The sequence below is a fragment of the Ventrimonas sp. genome, assembly GCF_048380235.1.
In the GTDB taxonomy this organism is placed as follows: Bacteria; Bacillota; Clostridia; order Lachnospirales; family Lachnospiraceae; genus Brotaphodocola.
Window position 1 is genome coordinate 11987 of sequence record NZ_DBFCCJ010000080.1, and the last position, 21354, is coordinate 33340.

Annotated in this window: 18 protein-coding genes; 3 read left to right on the forward strand and 15 right to left on the reverse strand. The window is 51.7% G+C overall.

The genetic code is table 11. The features are described 5' to 3' along the window. Positions 1–22: 22 nt before the first annotated feature. Positions 23–373, forward strand: a complete 351-nt coding sequence (locus ACMP1L_RS12925) for a type II toxin-antitoxin system Phd/YefM family antitoxin (protein ID WP_118733035.1) — start codon at positions 23–25, stop codon at positions 371–373. Then, positions 370–729, forward strand: a complete 360-nt coding sequence (locus ACMP1L_RS12930; protein WP_118733036.1) for a type II toxin-antitoxin system RelE family toxin — start codon at positions 370–372, stop codon at positions 727–729. Before ACMP1L_RS12925 ends, ACMP1L_RS12930 begins: the two co-directional genes overlap by 4 nt. 20 nt (positions 730–749) lie before the next feature. On the opposite strand, the gene ACMP1L_RS12935 is transcribed toward ACMP1L_RS12930, so the two are convergent. After that, the gene (locus ACMP1L_RS12935; protein ID WP_418453268.1) at positions 750–1937 is read right to left on the reverse strand and encodes a ComEC/Rec2 family competence protein; all 1188 of its coding nucleotides are present in this window, start codon (positions 1935–1937) and stop codon (positions 750–752) included. Between the two features lie 83 nt (positions 1938–2020). Between ACMP1L_RS12935 and ACMP1L_RS12940 the strand changes: the two genes are divergently transcribed. Next, positions 2021–3577 carry a BCCT family transporter gene (locus tag ACMP1L_RS12940; RefSeq protein ID WP_418453269.1) on the forward strand — a complete coding sequence of 519 codons (1557 nt, stop codon included), beginning with the start codon at positions 2021–2023 and terminating at the stop codon, positions 3575–3577. Between the two features lie 22 nt (positions 3578–3599). Here ACMP1L_RS12940 and ACMP1L_RS12945 read toward each other — a convergent pair whose 3' ends face one another. The 14 genes from ACMP1L_RS12945 to ACMP1L_RS13010 form a co-directional block, all read right to left on the reverse strand. Then, the gene (locus ACMP1L_RS12945) at positions 3600–4538 is read right to left on the reverse strand and encodes a glycosyltransferase family 2 protein (RefSeq protein ID WP_418453270.1); all 939 of its coding nucleotides are present in this window, start codon (positions 4536–4538) and stop codon (positions 3600–3602) included. Continuing rightward, the gene (locus tag ACMP1L_RS12950) at positions 4538–5383 is read right to left on the reverse strand and encodes a LicD family protein (RefSeq protein WP_118733040.1); all 846 of its coding nucleotides are present in this window, start codon (positions 5381–5383) and stop codon (positions 4538–4540) included. Before ACMP1L_RS12950 ends, ACMP1L_RS12945 begins: the two co-directional genes overlap by 1 nt. A 22-nt stretch (positions 5384–5405) precedes the next feature. Continuing rightward, positions 5406–6743: a lipopolysaccharide biosynthesis protein RfbH gene (gene rfbH / locus ACMP1L_RS12955; protein WP_418453271.1), complete on the reverse strand. Its 1338-nt coding sequence runs from the start codon at positions 6741–6743 to the stop codon at positions 5406–5408. Positions 6744–6757: 14 nt separating this feature from the next. Beyond that, on the reverse strand, positions 6758–7816 hold the full coding sequence (rfbG, locus tag ACMP1L_RS12960) for a CDP-glucose 4,6-dehydratase (protein ID WP_418453272.1): 1059 nt from the start codon (positions 7814–7816) through the stop codon (positions 6758–6760). Between the two features lie 60 nt (positions 7817–7876). After that, positions 7877–8653, reverse strand: a complete 777-nt coding sequence (rfbF, locus tag ACMP1L_RS12965; protein ID WP_118733043.1) for a glucose-1-phosphate cytidylyltransferase — start codon at positions 8651–8653, stop codon at positions 7877–7879. A 29-nt stretch (positions 8654–8682) separates the two neighbouring features. Then, positions 8683–10560 (reverse strand): hypothetical protein, encoded by a 1878-nt coding sequence (locus tag ACMP1L_RS12970; RefSeq protein ID WP_418453273.1) that lies wholly within the window; start codon positions 10558–10560, stop codon positions 8683–8685. An 84-nt stretch (positions 10561–10644) separates the two neighbouring features. Beyond that, entirely contained in the window at positions 10645–11433 is a 789-nt protein-coding gene (locus ACMP1L_RS12975; protein ID WP_177304429.1) for a glycosyltransferase family 2 protein, read from the reverse strand. A gap of 4 nt (positions 11434–11437) precedes the next feature. Next, entirely contained in the window at positions 11438–12091 is a 654-nt protein-coding gene (locus ACMP1L_RS12980; protein WP_418453274.1) for a D-sedoheptulose-7-phosphate isomerase, read from the reverse strand. Beyond that, positions 12057–12638, reverse strand: a complete 582-nt coding sequence (gene gmhB / locus ACMP1L_RS12985) for a D-glycero-beta-D-manno-heptose 1,7-bisphosphate 7-phosphatase (protein ID WP_418453275.1) — start codon at positions 12636–12638, stop codon at positions 12057–12059. Before gmhB ends, ACMP1L_RS12980 begins: the two co-directional genes overlap by 35 nt. A 9-nt stretch (positions 12639–12647) precedes the next feature. Then, positions 12648–13718: a GHMP family kinase ATP-binding protein gene (locus ACMP1L_RS12990; protein ID WP_118733048.1), complete on the reverse strand. Its 1071-nt coding sequence runs from the start codon at positions 13716–13718 to the stop codon at positions 12648–12650. Then, positions 13712–14437, reverse strand: a complete 726-nt coding sequence (locus ACMP1L_RS12995) for a nucleotidyltransferase family protein (protein ID WP_118733049.1) — start codon at positions 14435–14437, stop codon at positions 13712–13714. Before ACMP1L_RS12995 ends, ACMP1L_RS12990 begins: the two co-directional genes overlap by 7 nt. 16 nt (positions 14438–14453) lie before the next feature. Further along, positions 14454–18440 carry a glycosyltransferase gene (locus ACMP1L_RS13000; protein WP_418453276.1) on the reverse strand — a complete coding sequence of 1329 codons (3987 nt, stop codon included), beginning with the start codon at positions 18438–18440 and terminating at the stop codon, positions 14454–14456. Between the two features lie 74 nt (positions 18441–18514). Next, entirely contained in the window at positions 18515–19894 is a 1380-nt protein-coding gene (locus tag ACMP1L_RS13005; protein WP_118733051.1) for an ABC transporter ATP-binding protein, read from the reverse strand. A 258-nt stretch (positions 19895–20152) separates the two neighbouring features. Further along, a complete protein-coding gene (locus tag ACMP1L_RS13010) occupies positions 20153–21352 on the reverse strand; it encodes a mandelate racemase/muconate lactonizing enzyme family protein (protein ID WP_118531395.1) in 1200 nt (399 codons plus the stop codon). Positions 21353–21354 lie beyond the last annotated feature (2 nt).

The following is a 21354-nucleotide window of genomic DNA, read 5'->3' on the forward strand; positions in this document are numbered from 1 at the left end:
ATAGATGAAAGGAGGTTTTCTTATGAGTTTCGCATTTGCCAATATGACCGAAAAATTAATTCCCATTTCTGATTTCAGCCAGGGAAAAGCTGGCAAAATCTTTAATGATGTCGCACAGAATAACAGTGAATATATTGTTTTGAAAAACAACCAGCCTACTGCTGTCCTTATCTCTGTCAAAGAATATCAGGACACCCAGAAAAAGCTGGCCCGCCTTGAAAAATTTATGGAGGCCATTGAGAATATACGTCTGCTGAAGCTTGCCCAGTCCAGATCTTTAGATGACACCACTTCGTTTGAATCCTTTATAACGGAAGAGGGATTTTCCATGGAAGAATTAGAACAGCTCGCAGAAAGCGTAGAAATCGAATGAAAAGATGGAATATAAAAATTACCAAAGAGGCGAAAAAAGATTTTCAACAGCTCGACAATAGCCTGAAAAAGCAGGTAGCCGCCGGTATCATCAAAGTGGCCAGGGCCCCACTTCCCAGTCCACACGGCTATGGAAAGCCTCTCGGCAACAAAAACGGAAAAAATCTAACCGGTTTTTTCAAAATTAAATACAAAGGAATCGGCATCCGCATTGTATATACCCTTGTACTCGCCGATATCACTATGAATATCGTTGTAATTTCTGAGCGTGATGATAATTACTGCTATGACCTTGCGTTTAAGCTATATCAGAAATACGGAGATAAGCTTTTTGAAAATATTTTCTTTGATTTTTAATAGAAAAAACCAGGGATCCCTTATCGGATCACCTGGTTTCCATCTTTCATGCAATAATGCTTTTCTACATTCAGTTCTTTCATCCACGCCTTGGTCTCCGGCGTTGTATACTTCCCATCCTCGTTATCCCACAGCCACTTTGGTGTCGGCCACAGGCAGATTTTCGGGCTGACTGCCTCGTAAAATTCCTTTGTCACGGCATGCTGTCCGTGATGTGCCATCTGTACAATGTCAGCTTTCAGATCTTCCTTCGCCACAGTTTCCAGCACATGGTTGCCGCCGTCCACCTGCAGATCGCCGGTAAACAGAATGGTAACACCGTTTACCAGCATCCGGTATACCATGCTGGCATCGTTTCCGTCCCGCTCGCCGACATGATCGTCATCCGGCTCGTAGCGGTCGTTTAACACGGTGATGCACACATCATCCACTAGGATCTCGTCACCCTTTTTCACCGGGCATGCCTCTCCTTTCGGAAGTCCGGCCAGTGCAGTGAGAATGGCGTCCGCAGTTCCCAGATCGCCAAGCTCATGCTTCTTGTACCAGTCCAGGGAAGCAAAATTATAGTAAATGTGATCGATGGTGATGCCGGTATCTTCCCCATCAGCCTCACTCTGCAGGAGGTTTAAGAGTGCTCCCACATGATCGGTGTGGGCGTGGGTCAGAAACCATGCTGATACATGGCCGCCCCGTTTTTTGATTTCCTCCTTTAAGTAGTCAGCATCGTCCCACCAGCCGCCGTCCACTACGATCAGACTGCCTTTCTTCGTCTCCAGAAGAAACGACATCATCTGGGCTTTCGTCTGTCCGGCCAGCATGGTCAGCTCTGCTCCGCCGAGGATCGGCTCCGTCCGATCTGCAATTTCTTTTTCTGTCTTTCCCTGGGCCTCCAGCTCTTTTGCCTTCTCGCCCTCTGTCACCAGCTCCACATTTTCATAAGCTCCGGTGCTTCCGGTCTGCTCCGTTTTGTGGGCTGATTCTGAAGCATCTGCGCCTTTTTTGTGAGCTGTCCGCTTAACCGCAAACACGCAGCCAAAGGTAAGAAGCAGCACCAGCAATACGCCCAGGATTACAAACCACATATTCCTGTGACGCCGGTAACTGCGGTATCTTCTGGATGCGGCACGGTCGATGGACATCTCCATCTGCCATCCGATTTTCCGGCTGCCGCTTCTTCTAAATCTGTGTCTTCTGCCAAATCTTCTCATAAAATCCCCTTGCTTTTTCCGCATTGCGGTGCTATTATGTTCAATATAATTCAATTTTAAGTTTTTTTGAACAGGAGGCCGTTATGAAACATCACACTAACCCCACTGCTGCCAGACAGACATCTCTGTTCCGGCAGATTGACTGGTTCACCACACTGGTTCCTTTCTTATGCATTCTGGCGCTCTGTGCCTGGTTTGTCGTAAGTCCTGAGAGCTCCACTAACACCATCAGCGCCATCCGCAATTTCCTGGGTGATGAGATGGGTAGCTATTACCTCATCATTGGACTTGGTGTCTTTGTCTGCTCCCTCTATATCGCGTTTTCCCGGTTTGGAAAAATCCGCCTGGGTGAAACGGATAAGCCACTTTACTCCGGCTTTCAGTGGGGCTCCATGATCTTCACTGCCGGCCTTGCTGCCGACATCCTGTTCTATTCCTGCTGTGAGTGGATCCTGTACGCTTCAGACCCGCACACGGCTGAGATGGGCACACTCCACGAATGGGCTGCCACCTATCCCCTGTTTCACTGGGGGCCGATCCCCTGGGGCTTTTATCTGGTGCTGTCTGCAGCCTTCGGCTTCATGCTTCATGTCCGCAAACGGACCAGACAGAAATATTCCGAGGCCTGCCGTCCGGTTCTTGGAAATAAAGTAGACGGTATTGCCGGAAAGCTTATTGACCTGATTGCGGTCTTTGCGCTTCTGGCAGGAACTGCCACCACGTTTTCCCTGGCAACACCGCTCCTGGCCGGCGCCATCAGCAGCGTAACCGGCATTCCGCAGAGCACCGGACTCACTCTGGTGATCCTGGTGATCGTCTGCGCAATCTATACCTTCAGTGTCTACTTCGGCATGAAGGGCGTGCAGCTTTCCGCTGCCACCTGTACCTGGCTGTTTTTCGGCCTGCTGGCCTATGTCTTTTTCTTCGGCGGCCAGACCCGCTTCATCATTGAAGAAGGCATAACCGCTCTGGGAAACATGACCCAGAACTTTATCGGCCTTGCCACCTGGACCGACTCCCTCCGGACCTCATCCTTCCCGCAGACCTGGACTATTTTCTACTGGGCTTACTGGATGGTCTGGTGTGTAGCTGTTCCGTTCTTCATCGGCTCCATCAGCAAAGGCCGTACCCTTCGCCAGGTCATCCTGGGCGGCTATGTATTTGGCCTCTCCGGAACCTTTACTTCTTTCATTATTATGGGGAACTACGGTCTCGGCCTGCAGATGCACGGAAAGCTGGATGTGCTCTCCTCCTATGCCGCAGACGGGAACCTGTATCATGCCATCCTGGATATCCTGGGGCAGCTTCCGCTCTCCAAGGCCGTGCTCGTTCTTCTGGTGCTGTGCATGATCACCTTTTACTCCACATCCTTTGACTCCATCACCATGGTAGCCTCTACCTACACCTATAAGAAATTGCAGAGCGATGAGGAGCCGCACCGGAATGTGAAGCTGTTCTGGGCCATTTTCCTGATCCTGCTGCCGCTGGCACTGATCTTCTCGGAAAACTCCATGTCCAATCTGCAGACCGTATCCATCATCGCGGCCTTCCCGGTGGGGATCATCATGCTGCTGATTATCTCATCCTTCTTTAAAGATGCCGATGCATACCTGAAAGAGCAGGCAAATCCGCCGGAATAACTCCGGCGGATTTTCTTTTCCCTCACACAGATTTTTTCTCCACATTCTGTGTTTCTTGCACGATATAAATTGGCCGGTCCTTCAGCTCGCTGAACAGAATCGCGATATACTCTCCGATAATGCCCACGATCAGAAACAGGATCGCAAACATAAAGCAGTTTAAGATCACGATGGTAGCGTAGCCGCTGGGCGCACCCTGACGGGTGAACAGTGTGTAGATCATTACCGCCACCCCCAGCAGTCCCGCAAAAGCCCCGGCATAGATACCAAGCTTCAGCGGGAGATTGGAGAAGCACATGATCGTGTTCAGAGAAAAGGCCAGCAGTTTTTTGATACTGTACTTGCTCTCTCCCGCTACCCGGTCATGGGCCTCGTAGGTAATCGTCGTCTTCTGAAATCCAATGCTCTGCACATAGCCGCGCAAAAACCGCACCTTCTCCCGGTAGTTCTTCCGCAGCACCTCGGCTGCTTCCTTTGATATCGCGAAAAAATCCGATGCGTTAGGCTCAAATTTCACATCCGAAAGGGCATTGATAACCCGGTAAAATCCGGCAGAGGTGATGTTCTTGATCAGTCCGGCAGACTTGTTTTTTGTCCGCACCATGCTGATAACTCCGCATCCCTCCTCAAATTTCCGCACGATCTCCGGCAGACATTCCGGCGGATGCTGCAGGTCCGCATCCATACAGACGATGCCATCTCCGTCCGCGTAATCAATGCCTGCTATCATCGCTGCCTCATGGCCAAAGTTGCGGGAGAAGGATACGAACTTGACTTTCTCATCCCGGGCTGCATACTCCCGCAGGATGGAAAGACTGTCATCCCGGCTTCCGTCGTTGACAAACAACAGCTCATAATCCCATGGCAGGATCTCCAGGATCAGCTTTGTTGTCTCGTAAAACATAGGCAGTGCCTGTTCTTCGTTGTATACCGATACGACTACCGATAATTTCTTTTCCATTATGCTTCCTCGTCAAATACCTGAATGTCTATTGTGGAATGGGCCGGTACCCGCTCTGCCTCCGGCGGCAGCTTCATGTAGTCGCCGTACACCCAGGTCAGAACCTCATGAGCATACTTCGATGCCATCAGCGTCTCGCCCTCAAACTCGATGTCGGTAATCTCCTCGCACCATTCCTTCTGAATGGTCACATACAGGTAATCCGGCTGGTAATTGCTGTAATAGCGCAGGCTGCTGCAGCCATGCTTGTCCTTCAGAGCTGCCGCATGCTGCATTTTAAAGATCAGCTTCATCGGAACCAGTCTTCCGACTGCGGAACCGCCGCCTACCGCCAGCTTATGGAACAGGCTGTACTTGGAGAAATCCAGATGATACCGGTGTCCCATGGCCAGAAGATAGATGCTCTTGTGAAGCAGCCGGGTAAAGCCTGCTGCCGCCTTGCTTTGCGGAAGCTCGTCAATGATGAACAGATCCACCCACAGATGGTTCAGCTTTCCCTCGTAATACTGTACCTCAGGTGAATCCTCATGACGGCGGCTGTTTTTGTAGATGACCCGGGCCGTAAAATCGAAGAAAGCCCTTCCACCCTGGAAATCCTCCGGCATCAGAAGCTCCATGGTATCCGGAAGCTCCCGTCTTACTACCTTTAAAAATGCCTCATAGTTGTTTCTCGTAAAGGCGATATCCGCGTCGTCATCCCACGGGATAAAGCCCTTGTGGCGGACCGCACCAAGTAATGTGCCGCCATCCAGCATATATTTAATCTTGTATTTTCTGCAGATCCGGTCAATCTCTTTTAAAATCTTCAGGTTGATCTCATGGACCTTTGTTAAATCGTACTGCATTGTCCGACCTCTTTTCCGTGTATTACTGGTTGATGGCTTCGCGGATCGTTGCTGCCATATAATCGATCATCTCATCGCTCATGCCCGGATAAACGCCTACCCAGAAGGTATCCTGCATGATACGGTCGGTGTTGGTTAATTCGCCCACCACACGATAGCCTCGTTTCTCTGCACGCATCTGGTCAAAGCACGGATGCTTGGTCAGATTACCTGCAAACAGCATTCGGGTCTGTACGCCATTCTTCTCCACGTACTGAACTACTGCGTTGCGGTCCACACCTTCCCGGCAGGTGATAAGGAAACCAAACCAGCTCGGTCTGGAGTTCTCGCACGGCTCCGGCAGGATCAGCTTGCCGGTGGTATCCGCCAGAGCAGCTTTCAGCCGGTCAAAGTTGTGACGTCTGCGCTCCACAAAGCCCGGAAACTTGTCAAGCTGCGCACATCCGATGGATGCCTGCAGGTCGGTGGCCTTTAAGTTGTAGCCGAAATGAGAATACACGTATTTGTGATCGTAGCCCAGCGGCAGCTCGCCGTACTGGCGGTCGAAGCGGTGTCCGCACAGGTTATCCCGGCCGGACGGGCAGACACAGTCGCGTCCCCAGTCACGGAAGGAGCGGATGATCTTGTTCAGCAGCGGGTTATCGGTATAGACAGCTCCGCCCTCACCCATGGTCATGTGATGAGGCGGGTAGAAGCTGGAGGTTCCGATATCGCCCACGGTGCCGGTAAACTTCTCCACGCCATCAATGGTGTAGCGGCTTCCCAGGGCATCACAGTTGTCCTCGATCAGCCACAGGTTATGGCGGTCACAGAACTCCTTTACAGCCTTTAAGTCAAACGGGTTGCCCAGAGTATGGGCGATCATGACTGCCCTTGTCTTCTCAGAATAGGCCTCTTCCAGCTTCGTCACATCAATGTTGTACTGCGGAATGGTCACATCCACAAACACCGGAACCGCACCATACTGGATAGCCGGGGTTACGGTAGTCGGAAAGCCTGCTGCCACGGTAATGATCTCATCTCCAGGCTTTACCTGACGCTCCTTTAGAAGCGGAGAAGTCAGAGTCATGAAGGCCACCAGGTTTGCGGAGGAGCCGGAGTTTACCAGGGCACAGTAGCGCACGCCCAGATACTCAGCCAGCTTCGCCTCAAACTCATCAGTATAGCGGCCGGAGGTCAGCCAGAACTCCAGAGCACTGTCCACCAGATTCACCATCTCGGCTTCATCGTACACACGGGACGCATACGGAATGCGATCGCCCGGCTTGTAAGGTTTTTTATTATTGATATGATAGGTTCTGCAGTAATCCGCTACCAGGTCAAGAATTTCCTGGCGTGCCTGCTCCTGTGTTTTTTCCATGTTATTACTCTCCTTTAATATTCTCCGATCTGCCGATCCATCACCTTCCGCATATCCTCACCGGCCAGGTACGCTTTCGACCAGACAATGGTCTTCCCGATGGCATCCTGAATGTGCCAGTTGGGCTTCCAGCCAAAGGTCTTCTTGAGCTTTGAGCAGTCCAGCTTTAAAAAGTTTGCCTCATGCGGACCTCCGTCATGGCGGTTTACCCAGGAAGCGCCCTCGCCCCAGAGATCGCAGAACAGGGTTACCAGCTCGCCAGTGGTCACACAGTCGCACTCATCCGGGCCCACGTTGTAATAGCCCTGGTATGCCAGATCCTCGTACTGCTTCTGGGCAATCTCCAGATAAGCAAACAGCGGCTCCAGCACATGCTGGAACGGACGGGTAGAATAGGGATTGCGCACCACGATCTCCCTGCCTGCCTCCATGGCCCGCACACAGTCCGGGATGATCCGGTCGTTGGCAAAATCACCGCCGCCGATCACATTTCCGGCCCTGGCAGTGGAAATGGCACAGTATCCGTCCGCAAAGAAGGACTTCTGATAGCTGTGAGTCACCAGCTCGGAACAGGATTTGCTGTTGGAATACGGATCATAGCCATCCAGCGGATCGCACTCCCGGTATCCATACTCCCACTCCCGGTTCTCATACACCTTGTCGGTGGTCACATTCAAAAAGGACTTCACGGAAGGCGTCAGGCGCACGCACTCCAGCACATTCACCGTGCCCATCACATTGGTCTCATAGGTGTAGACCGGATCCTTGTAGGAATCCCGCACGATGGGCTGTGCAGCCAGATGCAGCACGATCTCCGGCTGTACCCGGTCAAAGACCTCTTTCAGATGCCCCAAATCCCGGATATCTCCGATCACACTGTCCATGGTATCCGCCAGCCCGGCAATCGAAAACAGGGCCGGGTCGGTCGGTGCCTCGGCCGCATAACCGGTCACCTGCGCACCGGCCAGTGTCAGGATCCGGCACAGCCAGGAGCCCTTAAAGCCGGTGTGACCGGTCACCAGAACGCGCTTTCCCTGATAAAAATCCCTGCATGTATTCAAATCATACTTCATTGTATTCTCTCCCTGCTGCTGCCGCTTGTTCCGACAGCCAGATATTTCAGCAAGCTTTCTTTATTCCTTCCAGATCTTCCATGGTGCGTTGCCGGACTGCCACAACGTCTCCAGAAGCTGCATCTCACGCTGCGTATCCATGCACTGCCAGAAACCATCGTGATAGAAGGACATGAGCTGTCCCTCTGCTGCCAGGCGGGTCATCGGCTCCTGTTCAAACACAGTGGTATCATCCTTCAGATAGGAGAAAACTTCCGGATTCAGCACCATGAAACCGCCGTTGATGATGGCGCCGTCGGATGCTGCCTTCTCTCGGAAGGAGCGGATTGTATTGTCCGGACCGATATCCAGCACGCCCTTCTGCTGGTCAATGCTGACGGTCGTGATGGTCGCGGTCTTTCCGTGAGACTTGTGGAACTCCACCAGTCCCTTTAAATCCACGTTGCACACACCGTCACCGTAGGTCAGCATAAACGGCTCATCGCCAATATAAGGCTGGATACGCTTTACACGGCCGCCGGTCATAGTATTTAAACCGGTATCCACCAGCGTTACCTTCCACGGCTCCGCATAGTTGTTGTGAACCTCCATCCTGTTGTTAGCCAGGTCAAAGGTCACATCGGAGGTATGCAGGAAATAATCTGCAAAGAACTCCTTTACCACATACTGCTTATAGCCCAGACAGATCACAAAATCATGGAATCCGAACTCGGAATAATATTTCATGATGTGCCACAGGATCGGACGTCCGCCAATCTCGATCATTGGCTTCGGCTTTAAATGGCTCTCTTCGCTGATCCGGGTTCCCAGACCGCCTGCCAGAATTACAACCTTCATCTTCTTTCCTCCGTATGTTTCATTGCATTTTAATCCGCAGTCATCTTCAGAAGCACGGCCAGCCGTGTCACACCGCGTTTTTCCAGCGCGTTCGGCACATAGAAATTGCTCTCAAACCGCAGGGTCACCGGCTGGTACGGATCTGTCTGGATCGTGCACTCCTCATTCTGCTCCGTAAAGTTAATGTACTCGGCTGGCTCACCGTCCACATACACGGTCAGCCACTGGTCATCCGTGAGATCCCGCGGATAGTTGAAGCTTAAATGGATTTCTCCTGTGCTTCCGGCCATCACCTGGACGGATGCCCTCTCATCTAACCAGCCATCATCATAAAAGCCGTAGATCGGGCGGCACTTAAACAGGGATGCCGCATGGGTGATATCCTGAAACCGGTTGTTCTCCGGATCCTCCTGGATCACCAGCATGTCATCGGTAATCAGACCAATGTCACGCAGATCCTTAATATGAACGACCCTCACACAGTCATCGCGGTTTAACCGGTCGAATACCCGGAAAAACTCCGCCTGGGTGAAATCATCCATCTCGAATTTGTCCCCTACAATGTAGATGGTCTTTCCAAAGATCCCGACACCGTACTGTCCGTAGGTTTCTTCTGCCAGAGCATTATAGTGCTCCTGGTCAGCCCAGTAATAAAGGTTCGGAAACAGGCCGCGGTAATAATGCTCCACCGGAAGCATGAACAGCACATAGAGCGTGAACAGGCTTAAGTACGGAAGTGCCTGGATCCAGCGCCCACGCTTTGCCATCTGCTCCGTCAGACTGCCGTACATCCAGGAAAGGAATAGCAGCGCTGCCGCCAGGGAAACATAGACCCAGCGCATCTCCACGCGGATGGTCACGCTGGAGCAGACGATACAGGCTCCGATAAATGCCACAAACAGGAATGCCTTCTGCAAGTACGGAACCATCTTCTTTCCCTTCCGGATCACACGGATCAGAAAGGCCAGCACCAGCATCGCGATCATCAGATCTGCCAGGGCAATGAGAATGATCACCCACAGCGGCGCTTCCCGGAAGTTCTGTCCATTTAAGTGCTCCGGTCCTGCATTGATTCCGAAGATATAGGCAATCTGGCTTAACACAAAGTGCAGCACAGAGCTCACGGAAATGGTATCTACCACGTCGGTTCCGCCGGTCCCCGGAGGGGAGATGGTGCCGATAAAAACAAACCGCAGAAGCTGGATCAGGGCAAATCCAACAGTTGGAGCCGCCCAGAGCTTCCAGTTCCTTGACAGCCGAAAGATCAGGGAAAAATAAAACAGCGGAAGCAGCACCATATAGCGCTCATGCACCAGGCAGACACAGAAATAAAGAACCACCGCCAGGTAAAACTTCCGGTTCGCAGCCGCCTCATCTGCTTCGCCCAGAAACTCCAGCAGGAAATACAGGATTCCCAGCGCCATCCACATGGCCATGGTCTCCATCAGCCCCAGCGCCTGGCCGATCTGGTAGTAGGACATACGGGACATCAGAAACATGACCGCACATAAAATTCCCACATACGCAGAATGGCTGAACCGTTTTGCCATGCGGTAAAGATTGTACGCAAGACAGGAGTTCAGCACAATGTTAAAGGGCACATACCAGTTTACATGGGTGCCGAAAAGTTTCATTTCTGTCCATGCCGCCAGATTGTAAAGGGCACGGAAACGTGTCCCGCCGCTGGTAAACACCGCCGCGAAGAACGGGTTATCGTTAAAGCAGAACCACTGATAGAGATCGTCCATGTAAAGACCCTTGATCTCCATGTGACGGTTGATCACAAACGTAAAGGCAGTCAGCAGGATCAGGACCAGGGCTTCCGTCTTCCAGACATCTGCCCGTTTCGTCCATCGGTATTGCATGGCCTCCGCCCTCTGCTTTCCGCTAAATTCCATCTTTTCCATAATTATACTCCAATTTTTTGTTGCAGTCCGGATGGCCCTGAAGCACGGCGCTTTCCTTTGCTGCGTTCCGGTCATTGCAGGCTCTTACGCGTTATCGTAAGCCGCATACGCTTTCCGGTAAAAGTGCATCAGTACCTTCACCACCGGCTTTGGCCAGATTTTCTCATACATAGCTGTCTCATCTGCCCCGCGGCGGTGATCCTGAATGCAGGCCTTTGTGGTAGCTCCGTCATGGATCCGGTAACGGATCAGCGGACGTTCCACGCAGATAAAACGGCCCGGCCGCGCCGCCAGCTTCCACATGGTATCCCAGTCCAGCGCAAATTTATAGGGCGAGTCAAACAGAGGCGTGCCGAGCGCCTCTTTATCATAAGTACAGGAAGGGCAGATGATCGGGTTGCCAAACACCAGCGCTGCCTTTTTCACAAAGGTCCGGTCTGCCAGTCCATGCAGGCGCAGCGGCAGACGCAGAAGCATCTTGATAAACTGGATCATGCCCGGTCTCTGCAGCTCTTCACCCTTTAAGATCGCGCAGTCTGTGGTGAACACCGTGGTGTCCGGGTATCGTTCCCAGCACCGCTGCACCCAGGCCGCGTAATCCCGGTGGTAGCAGTCATCCTGATGAGCAATGGTCACCAGGCGGGTATCCGCCTTTTCACAGGCAAAGTTCCAGTCATCCTGAATGTCACTTTTTCCGTCCCGCACATACAGCGGAATGTCGTGGATCCTTGCCATAGCCTCCAGAAACGGACTTGGTGTAGAGGTACAGAGAATGATCTTTGATTTCACCGACTGGCGCTTCAGGGAATGGATGCAGGCATCCAGATAAGGCGAATCCTTATAGGCACAGATTGCAAAAGTATGACTCATCATATTCCTACTCCTCGAAGAAGGCCTCTTCCAGCATCAGGCACAGTGCATGATAAATCGGAAGATGCAGTTCCTGGATCTTAAAGGTCTCCGTCTCCGGAACGATGACAGCCACATCTGCCCGCTTTCCGAGCAGGCCGCCATCCTTTCCGGTCAGGCCGACGATGCTTAAGCCCTTTGCTTTCGCAACGGTCACTGCGTAATCCACATTTTTAGAGTTTCCGGAGGTGGATATCCCCAGGAATACATCATCCCTGTCCCCATATCCACAAACCTGCTGGGCAAAGATCATATCCGCGTCCACATCGTTGGCAAAGGCCGTGGAAAGTCCCGGATGTCCATCCAGTGCAATGGCCCGCAGGCTGCCCTGAAGACTGCGGGCCAGATCTGCCCCATGGCTTATGTTTTCCATGGCCAGACTGTGCTGCAGTGCTTCGTCTAACGGGCGGCGCTTTCTAAAGCCCTTCATCAGTTCCCCGACAATATGCTCCGCGTCTGCGCAGCTTCCGCCGTTTCCGGCTACCAGAAGCTTTCCGCCTGTGCGGTAGCAGGTCTCCAGAACCTCATATGCCTTTAAAATATCCTCCCGGTTCTTCTCAAGAACCGGATAGCGTACAAACAGCTCCTCAAAGATTTCCTGCTGTTTCTCTGTTAATTTCATTGTATGCCTCCAGTAAATCGTCTGCGTACAGGTCATAGGGGAAGTCTCCCTTTTTCTTCTGTTCCTCATGGACTCCGGCACCGTAGCCGGTTCCCACTAACACAGTACGGACTCCGTAATTGCGGCCCGCTTCCATATCGATCAGCTTGTCACCGATCATCCAGGAGGATGCCTTGTCAACCGCAAAATCCTGTTCTGCCATCTCGAACATGCCTGTTTCCGGTTTGCGGCAGTGGCACCGGACCTTGTATTTTCCGATTCCATGCTCCGGATGGTGCGGGCAGTAGTAAAACGCATCAATCTTCACTCCCTGTCCGGCCAGCAGTTCGTTCATATAACGATGCAGCTCTTTTACATCGTCCTCAGTATAATAGCCGCGGGCCACGCCTGCCTGATTGGTGACCACCACCAGCCTGTAGCCCTGGTCCTTAAAAGCCTTCAAGGCCTCCGCCACTCCCGGAAGGAGCACCAGATCTTCTTTCCGGTGCAGGTAATTGACCTCTTCATTCAATGTACCGTCCCGGTCCAGAAATATTACTTTTTCCATAAAATATCCTTATAATTTAAATTCGTAATCTCCGTTCGGCAGATGTACCTTCACCTCATTATAATTCCAGCGGTTTTCATCTGCGATCCAGGACTGGGCGCCGCGCAGCTCAAAGTTCCAGTCTGCCATCTGGCCGCCCATCTGCTCCATGCGGGCTGCCACCTTATGCTTGACATTGTACGGGCAGTACATCAGAAGATAACCGCCGCCGCCCGCGCCAAGCAGCTTGCCGCCCAAAGCCCCGGCCTTGATGGCCTCATCGTAAAGCTCATCGATCTGCGGGTTTGTGATTTTGCTGCTCATGCGTTTTTTGCTCTGCCAGCCATAATCCAGCAGTTTTCCGAAGCTGTGCAGATTTCCCTTTAACAGCTCATCCTTCATGGCATAGGCCAGAGCCTTCACCTCGCACATGGCATCAAAGGCATCCTTCTTCTCGTAGTTTTTCACCTGGTCCTTGATGATATTCGCAGACACATGGATATTGCCTGTGTAGCATAAGAGCAGGTTATACTGCAGCTCATGCAGAATGTCCTTCTTAATGCGCAGCGGGTTGACCACCACATTGTTGCGGCCATGGAATTCAATGAAATTGATGCCGCCGAAGGTAGCAGCATACTGATCCTGATAACCGCCGTCAATCTTTAAATCCTCACGCTCAACCTGGTAAGCCAGGTCAGCCAGGCGGTATGCATCCATCTCTACGCCTTTCCAGCGCGCCATAGCCGTCAGCAGCGAAACCATAACGGTAGATGAGGTTCCAAGGCCGGAACCGGCCGGCGCGTCACACTGTAAATAAACCTCACAGCCCTGGTTGATATCCATGGCCTTTAAAGCAGCGGTGACCAGATCCAGCCGTCCGTCGTAGACAAAATTTTCCTTCGCGTTATATTTGACTGTCATGTCAAAGTCCAGAGAGTGTACGATAATCTGATCATCCTCTCTCGGAACGATGGAACAGTACGCATACTTGTTGATGGTGCTGCCGATGATGGCGCCGCCCTGCTCCACACAGAAGGGTGCCACATCCGTACCGCCGCCGCCAAAGCTGACGCGAAGCGGTGCCCGTCCCCTGATTACCATACCACTACTCCTCTCTCTACATCCTCAATAAACTGATAATAAGCCTCCGGAATACCAATATCAATGAAGTAACCATCATTTACAAAACCGCCTAACGGACGGCCCTCAGACAGCCACTTCGGGATCATCTCATTTTCCAGGGAAACCTTTCCTGCCGGGATTTCGTCAAGCAGGGCGCGCTTCATCAGATACACGCCGCCGTTGATGGTGCCCGGCTTCGCCTGGGCAGTTTTTTCGTTAAAACCGGTCAGGCGGCCATTTGTCAGAACCGCTGCCCCGTACCGGGAAATATCCGGCACCTCCCGGAGCACCAGTGCCATATCCAGATCAGACTCCTGCTGCATGGTCACCAGGCGGCTGTAGTCAATCTGATAAAAAGTATCCGCGTTCAGGACAAAAAAGCTGTCCTCCGTGACAAATCTGCCGGCATTTTTGATGGCTCCGGCTGTGCCGAGAAGTTCTTCCTCGTAAGCATAATGAACCGTGATGGGAGTTCCGTCCGGTGCGGCAAAGCCGCTTCCGTCCCCGAAATACTCCTCCACCATGGAACCCTTGTAGCCCACGGCAAAGATGATATCTGTGATGCCATGGCGGGAAAGCTCATGCACCACATACTCCATAAATGGCTTCTCTCCGATCAGGGCCATAGGCTTCGGGCGGTCGCTTACCACGCTCCGGAGCCGGGTTCCCAGACCACCGGCCAGTAAAATTGCCTGCATTGTATATTCTCCTTAGCTATCTCTTAAAATCGTTCTCAATGACCTTCCATGCCGCATCCATGCTGAAATGGGTGCGGATGTAGCTCTGGGTCTTCTCGCAGAGTGACCTGCAGCCCTCCGGGCTCTGGTACAGTCTGGTCACGGTCTCGGCAAATGCCTCCGGCTCGTCTTCTACCAGAAGAACATCCTCTACCTGCGGAATTCCCTCCGCTCCAATGGAGGTGGTGACGATCGGGGCACCGTTGTAGATGGCTTCTACCACCTTGCCCTTTACACCTGCACCATAACGCAGCGGAACCACCACCACACGACAGGTGGCATAAAGCTCACTCAGCTCTTCCTCAGATACAAAGCCCTTGATGATGATGCCGTTGTCCGGCTGCTGCAGCGCCCTGATCTCATCGGTTACCTTGGAACCGACTACGATAAATTCCGGCGGAACCTGGCCTGCTGCCTCCATCTTCTGACGGATGCGCGGATAAATGTCCTTTGCAAACCAGAGCACCGCATCTGCATTCGGCGGATGCGCAAAGCCGCCGACAAACAGAAGTCCGTTGCGCTTCGCAAAGTCCTCCTGAATGTCAGACTTAAACTCATCAAAAACATATGCTGTAATATCCTTGACGTTGATGGTCGGATCGATCTCATGGATCGCATCGCGCTCAATATAAGACGGATAGTAGGAGACTGCCGCCTTGCTCATCAGCGTAAACTCAATGGACTTCCAGTATTCCGCATCCTCGCGGATCTTCGGATCCTTCGTGATCTGATACTCACGGCTCTCCCGCAGCCAGTGCAGATCGTGTCCGTAGTAGATCACCTTGATATCGGTATTGTCTAAAATGTAATCAATATATTTGGACGCGATATGCGGGCGGTTTAAGTAAGCCACCGCAATGTCATCGCCATGATCCCGCAGCCAGTCCCAGATCTTGACCTGGTATTCCGGTCCGTATAACACCTCGATACCCATCTGCTCCAGCTCACTGGTGTAGGGCTCTTCATTCATGAAATTGTCACCCAGGAATTTTACCACATAGCCCTTCTTTAAGAACATCTTTAAATACTGGTACGTGGTCTTGGAGCCCGCATCTTTATCATAGGTAGGCACATAATGGTCCACCACCAGGATGATCGGCTTGCCCATGCTGCGCTCTCTTGCCCGGAACGGATCCGGATTGCCGTCGTTCTCGCACTGCTTTGCGAACTCATCGGCCCATTTTTCCTTCAGCTTCCTGCTGTTTGCCACCTGATAGCGTTTTAAGCCGGTACCCTGCACATCGGTGCCGTTGGAAACGCCCTCAAAGTGAATGACCCTGGACTTCGGCTGGTATACCACGCGGTAGCCCGCTTTTCTGACCTCGAAGGCCAGGTCGGAATCCTCACAGTAGGCCGGTGCAAAGCGGGTATCAAAGCCGCCGATCTGATTCCATAATTCATTGGATAATAAAATAGCCGCTCCGGAAATGTAATCAACATCCTTGACATAGTTGTACTCCGGCTTGTCCGGGTTGTCCAGACGACCATAGTTCCAGCCGGAGCCGTCGCTCCAAATGATACCGCCTGCCTCCTGCAGCCGTCCGTCCGGATACACCAGCTTGGAGCCTACCATGCCGATGGACGGGTCCGACTCAATGAGCTGGACCAGGGAAGACAGCCAGTTCTCCGTCACCTGGGTGTCGTTATTTAAGAACATCACATATTTGCCGCGGGCATGGCGTGCTGCATTATTGCAGTTGCGCAGAAAGCCCTGATTTGTACTGTTTCTGCAGATCACAAGTCCTTCCGCATACTCGGAAAGATGCTCTGTCGCATCTGTGGATACGTCATCCGCAATAATGACCTCATAAGAAACATCCTTCGTGTGCTCTAAAATAGAAAGCAGGCACGCATAGGTATAGTGGATCTGGTTGTATACCGGAATAATGATGGAAACCGTCGGGTTCTCCACCTGTTCAAATTTCAGGCGTCCATGCTCCCGGTAGATCTCACCAATGTTGAAATCGCCGTCCCGTAAATTTCTTCCCTCCGGTGTGGAGTAAAGCTTCATGGAACGAAGCGGATGCAGCATATATTCCTTCTTATAATGAAGCTTTTTCCGCTTCACAGACCCCTTCGGATACTTCTGGTTGAATTTGTCGCCCAGCTTCCTGCGGATCTTAAAGAGGATAGCCTCATGTTTGTTTAAGTAATTTAAGGTCTTTGCCATCTCCCCGATCTCATGCTCATGGTTGTGGATGATGGCTTCCAGGTTGGTGACATGATTGTTGGTCAGACGCTGCACCTCGGTGATCTTGCGGATGGTCACGTCCTTTTCCCGGCTGTGGATCTTCATCTGCTCGATGCGCTCTCTCGCTCTTGCAAGGTCGCTTTCGGTCTGGCGGATGTCCCGGACCGTGCGAGAATAAACCATGTAGTTGCCCAGATACAGTTCCTGGTTCTCGCCGTGTACATAGCTCTGGAAGTTTTCTTCCATCCTGCGGTACACCTCAGCCATCTCCGGTGTGATGCCGAAGTAACCCAGGATCTGATCTAAGGTCAGCTGCTTTAACACACTGCTGTACTGCTCATAGAAGTAGTACAGAATACGGTATTTCACAAAGTGCTCCGGAACCGGGAATAAAAATACCCACTCATAATCCAGACAGTAAATGCCTTCCCGGGTCATCAGCATGTTTTCAAACAATGCGTCGATGTTGGAAACCTCGCAGGACGTATCGGAAAGCAGCAGCTTCTGCTCCTCCTCCGTCAGGTCTGCGCCGAACACCTCATCAAACTCTTCCGTGCGGATAAACGCGCTGCGGCATTCCGGACTGATATCGTAGATCTGGTTCATGACAATCTGCAGCACATCCAGCGGAAGCTGTCCGCCCTCTAACTGCTCGCCCAGCTTCTCCGCGCAGGTTTCTCCCACCAGATACGGAAAGAATACGGAATTGCGGTGCTCGGCAAACTTCGGCTCTGCCACCTTTAAGGTACGGTGCTGCTTTGTCAGCTTCTCATATTTCTCTTTGAAGGAAGCAATGTGAGCGCTGCCGTCCAGACTCAGCGCCGCTTTTTCAACATAACGCTCTTTATTTCCTGTTTCCGCACCGGCTGCATTCCGCTCGCAGATGCAGGTCTTGATCTGGAACTCTTCTCGTCTTGTCTTATTGTATTTCATGAAGATCCGCTCATCTTCCTTCTGAAGCTGTTTCGGATCTGCGCTCCAGAATACCAGATAGGAGTTGGCGTACAGGTCAAAAAGGCCTGCCTCGCAGACCGTGTCAAACTTCTCCCCCTGCTCCATCATGCGGTACGGTGGATAATCGTAAGCCGGAGTTACACGGGTTAAATCACCCTTCTTTGGCAGATAGGCATCGGAATAGATGCTGACCGGAGTCTTATAGTCCGGCATCGGATAATAGAATTTCAATGCACCGCTCTCATCGGCCATGCTCTGGGTTTCCCTGTCCCCGCAAAGCAGCTCCGTCAGCTGACGTTTGGTCAGTGCATTTTCTTCCTCCACTGTTCCCGCAAAATATTTCATGCCAAGGGCATTGGCTGAAGCCACGATCAGAATTCCCTCCGGCTTTAACAGGGACTTTGCCTCATGAATGTGTTTCTCATAGGGAGCTGTCAGAGTTCCCGCAAAGATCACATAGTCATACTTTTTGCCCTCCGCACAGGCCTCTGCCGCATAACCGGCCAGACTGTCCTTTCGGTAATAAATATTTGCTGCGCCCGGATAGCGCTGGTGCACCGTTTCCAAAGCACTTTCCGTGTCATCCAGCACCGTCACTGCGCGCACGCTGGATCGAAAAAGCCCGGTCAGCGCACCGTAATCGGCTCCCACCTGCAGGACCTCTGCCTCCGGTTCAAAGTCATACCACTCAAGCAGCAGCTCACGCTGGGAAGAGAGTGCATACAACAGATCCAGCCTGTGGTTGTCCTTCAGGATGGACCGGATATCTCCGCGATGCTCTAAGAGGAGCGCCTGTATCTCATCATCGATCTTTCTCATGCTCAAAAAACCTCTTTCTTATGTTCACGTTCGTTGTTCGCCATGTTTGTGTTCCGATCAAACCAGTTTCCGTCTCACGCATTCCCGGTTTCCGTGTTCACGGCTCCCGCCGGTTTCAGCACCGCCTCCACCTCAGACTCCATATCATAAACACCCACGGTATTCTTATTGGAAATAACCGTGATGTTCGCCACATCATACAGACGGTGGTACACAGTATGCTCGCCCTGTTCAAAGCCGGTGCAGCTCATGGAAAGCAGATACTCGCCGCCTTGAAGGGTCATCTTCTGGCGGAAGTTCACCTCGTACTCGTCACCGTTTTTGACCGGACGGATCTCCGCCCCCTCAAACATGGTGTTGGTACCGGTTAAGTCCGCGCCCTTCTTATCTTTAATGGTGTAGGTAAAGATCGGGGCCTGGATGCTGTCATGGAAACGGATCTTCTCTTTGATGGTAAAATACTCACCCTTTAACAACAGGTTCGTTAAGTTGCCCCGCTCATCAAACATGCCAAGATCATAGATCTCCGCCTTGCCGTTGCCATACTCGGTACGGTTCGGGTTAATGGTGATCTTGTCCTTCATAAGACCGCTGTGGACCAGCTTTGCCTCAGCATGTTCTGCCGGAGCAGTATTTTTTATACTGTCTTCTTCATCCATCCCACCGGAGAAATCATTCATCTCCAGCAGCTCCTCTTCCAGATCATCCATCTGGTTGGCCAGGATTTTCTTGTACAGATCCACCATCTTGCCCGGCGCGCCCTCAGCCACATAATGACCCTTGTTTAAAAGCACCACCCGGTCACAGTATTTGATGACACTGCCCATGTCGTGGGTAACCATAAGAATGGTGGTTCCGTTCTTCCGGATCTCCTCCATGCGGCGGTAGCACTTGGACTGGAAGAACACGTCTCCCACAGAAAGGGCCTCATCCACAATGAGGATTTCCGGCTCCACATTGATTGACAATGCAAAAGCCAGCCGTACAAACATACCGCTGGAATAGGTTTTCACCGGCTGGTAAACAAAGTCTCCGATATCCGCAAATTCCAGGATATCCGGAAGCTTCTCATCCATCTGTTTTTTGGAAAAGCCCATCATGGTTCCGTTCATGTAAATATTCTCAATGCCGGTGTAATCCATGTTGAAGCCCGCTCCCAGCTCCAGAAGCGCCGAGATAACTCCGCTCACCCGGACCTGTCCGCTTGTCGGGGTCAGCACTCCGGTGATGATCTTTAATATCGTTGATTTTCCGGAACCGTTGGTTCCGATGATGCCTACCGTCTCACCCTTCTTTACATTGAATGAAATATCACTCAGTGCAAAGAAGTCCTTATGGTAGTTTTTATGGGTTAAGCTGAGAGACTCCTTCAGCCGGTCGATCGGCTTGTCATACAGCTTATATATCTTGCTCACATCCTGTACCTGGATCGCGTATTCGTTATTTGAAGACATAGGATTCCTTTCATCCGTCCTTTTGACCCGAAAACCGCCCACAAACGGGGCATTTTATTGTTTTTCCGGCCCTGCTGGCCGCAATACGGGTAATTTACCACGACAGTATACCATTAAATTTCATCAGGTGCAAGGCACGTGAGGGTGCACACCATAATTTTCATAAAATCGTCAGAATTAGCCAAGAGAACAACAAAAACACGGCAGCCTGCATTTCACAGTCTGCCGTGTTTTTGCTATATGTTACATAAGAGAGAATTACAGCCCTTTTTCGTTTCTGTCTACGGTTACATGCATCAATGCATTGTCCATTGCGTCCTTGGTCATTTCCTGGCCAAGTCCCGGAAGCTCCGGAACGGTGTAAATACCTTTAACCGGCTGGTAATCGTACTTGCACAGTCTGGTCAAATCCGGCTGGGTGCTGCGGAAGTGATGCTCATGGATGCAGAAATTCGGAATTGCTGCCTCGATATGGAGTGCTGCTGCAGTAGAGATCGGGGAGCCTGCGCAGTGAGCCTGTACCGTTACATCAAATACCTGTGCCATATCGCAGATCTTCTTGGACTCGGTGAGACCGCCACAGTTACAGATATCCGGCTGTAACAGCTGTACATTGTTCTCCGCAAAATTGTTCATATAATGCCAGCGTCCATAGAGACGTTCACCGCTGGCGATCGGAGTTTTCACCTTGTCGTGAACCGCTTTCTGCATCATCGGATTCATCGGGATAACCGGCTCTTCCAGAGCCATAACTTTATACTTGTCACACAGCTCGCCGATCATAACCGCGCTGACCGCATCGGTACGACAGTGGTTTTCCACAATCAGGTCAAAATCATATCCCAGATCACGGACTGCTTTCATACGATCCTCTACCATCTTCATGAAGGTTCTGGACGGAATGCCCTCGCACTCGCTCTTCGGAAGGTGGGTGCCGTCCGGTCCGATCTGGGTAAAATCGATCTTGATGGCATCGTAGCCGTCATCCAGAGCATATTTTGCAATCATGCGGTACTCTTCCGGTTTGCCATAAGGTCCGATTTTGTCACACCAGCCGAACTGCAGCTGGGAAGCGTAGGAACGCATCTGACTTCTGAACTTGCCGCCCATTAACTGATAGCATGGAACATTTAATGCCTTGCCCTTAATGTCCCACAGTGCAATATCAATCGCGCTGATACCAGCAAATACGATGGCACCTCCGCCCATGCCCCAGAAGCTGGACTTAAACATCTTATTCCAGATTACTTCAATATTCATCGGATCCATGCCAACAATCAGGCCGGCCAGGTCTTTTACCATGCCAAACGCTGCGGTGCTTCCGATTCCGAATGCGATACCGGCTTCGCCGTCACCGTAAATGCCTTCATCGGTATAAATACGGCACACGATCGGTTTTCTCTGCCATCTCTGAGAACCGGCATCCAGCATAAACACATCTACTTTTGTAATTTTCATCT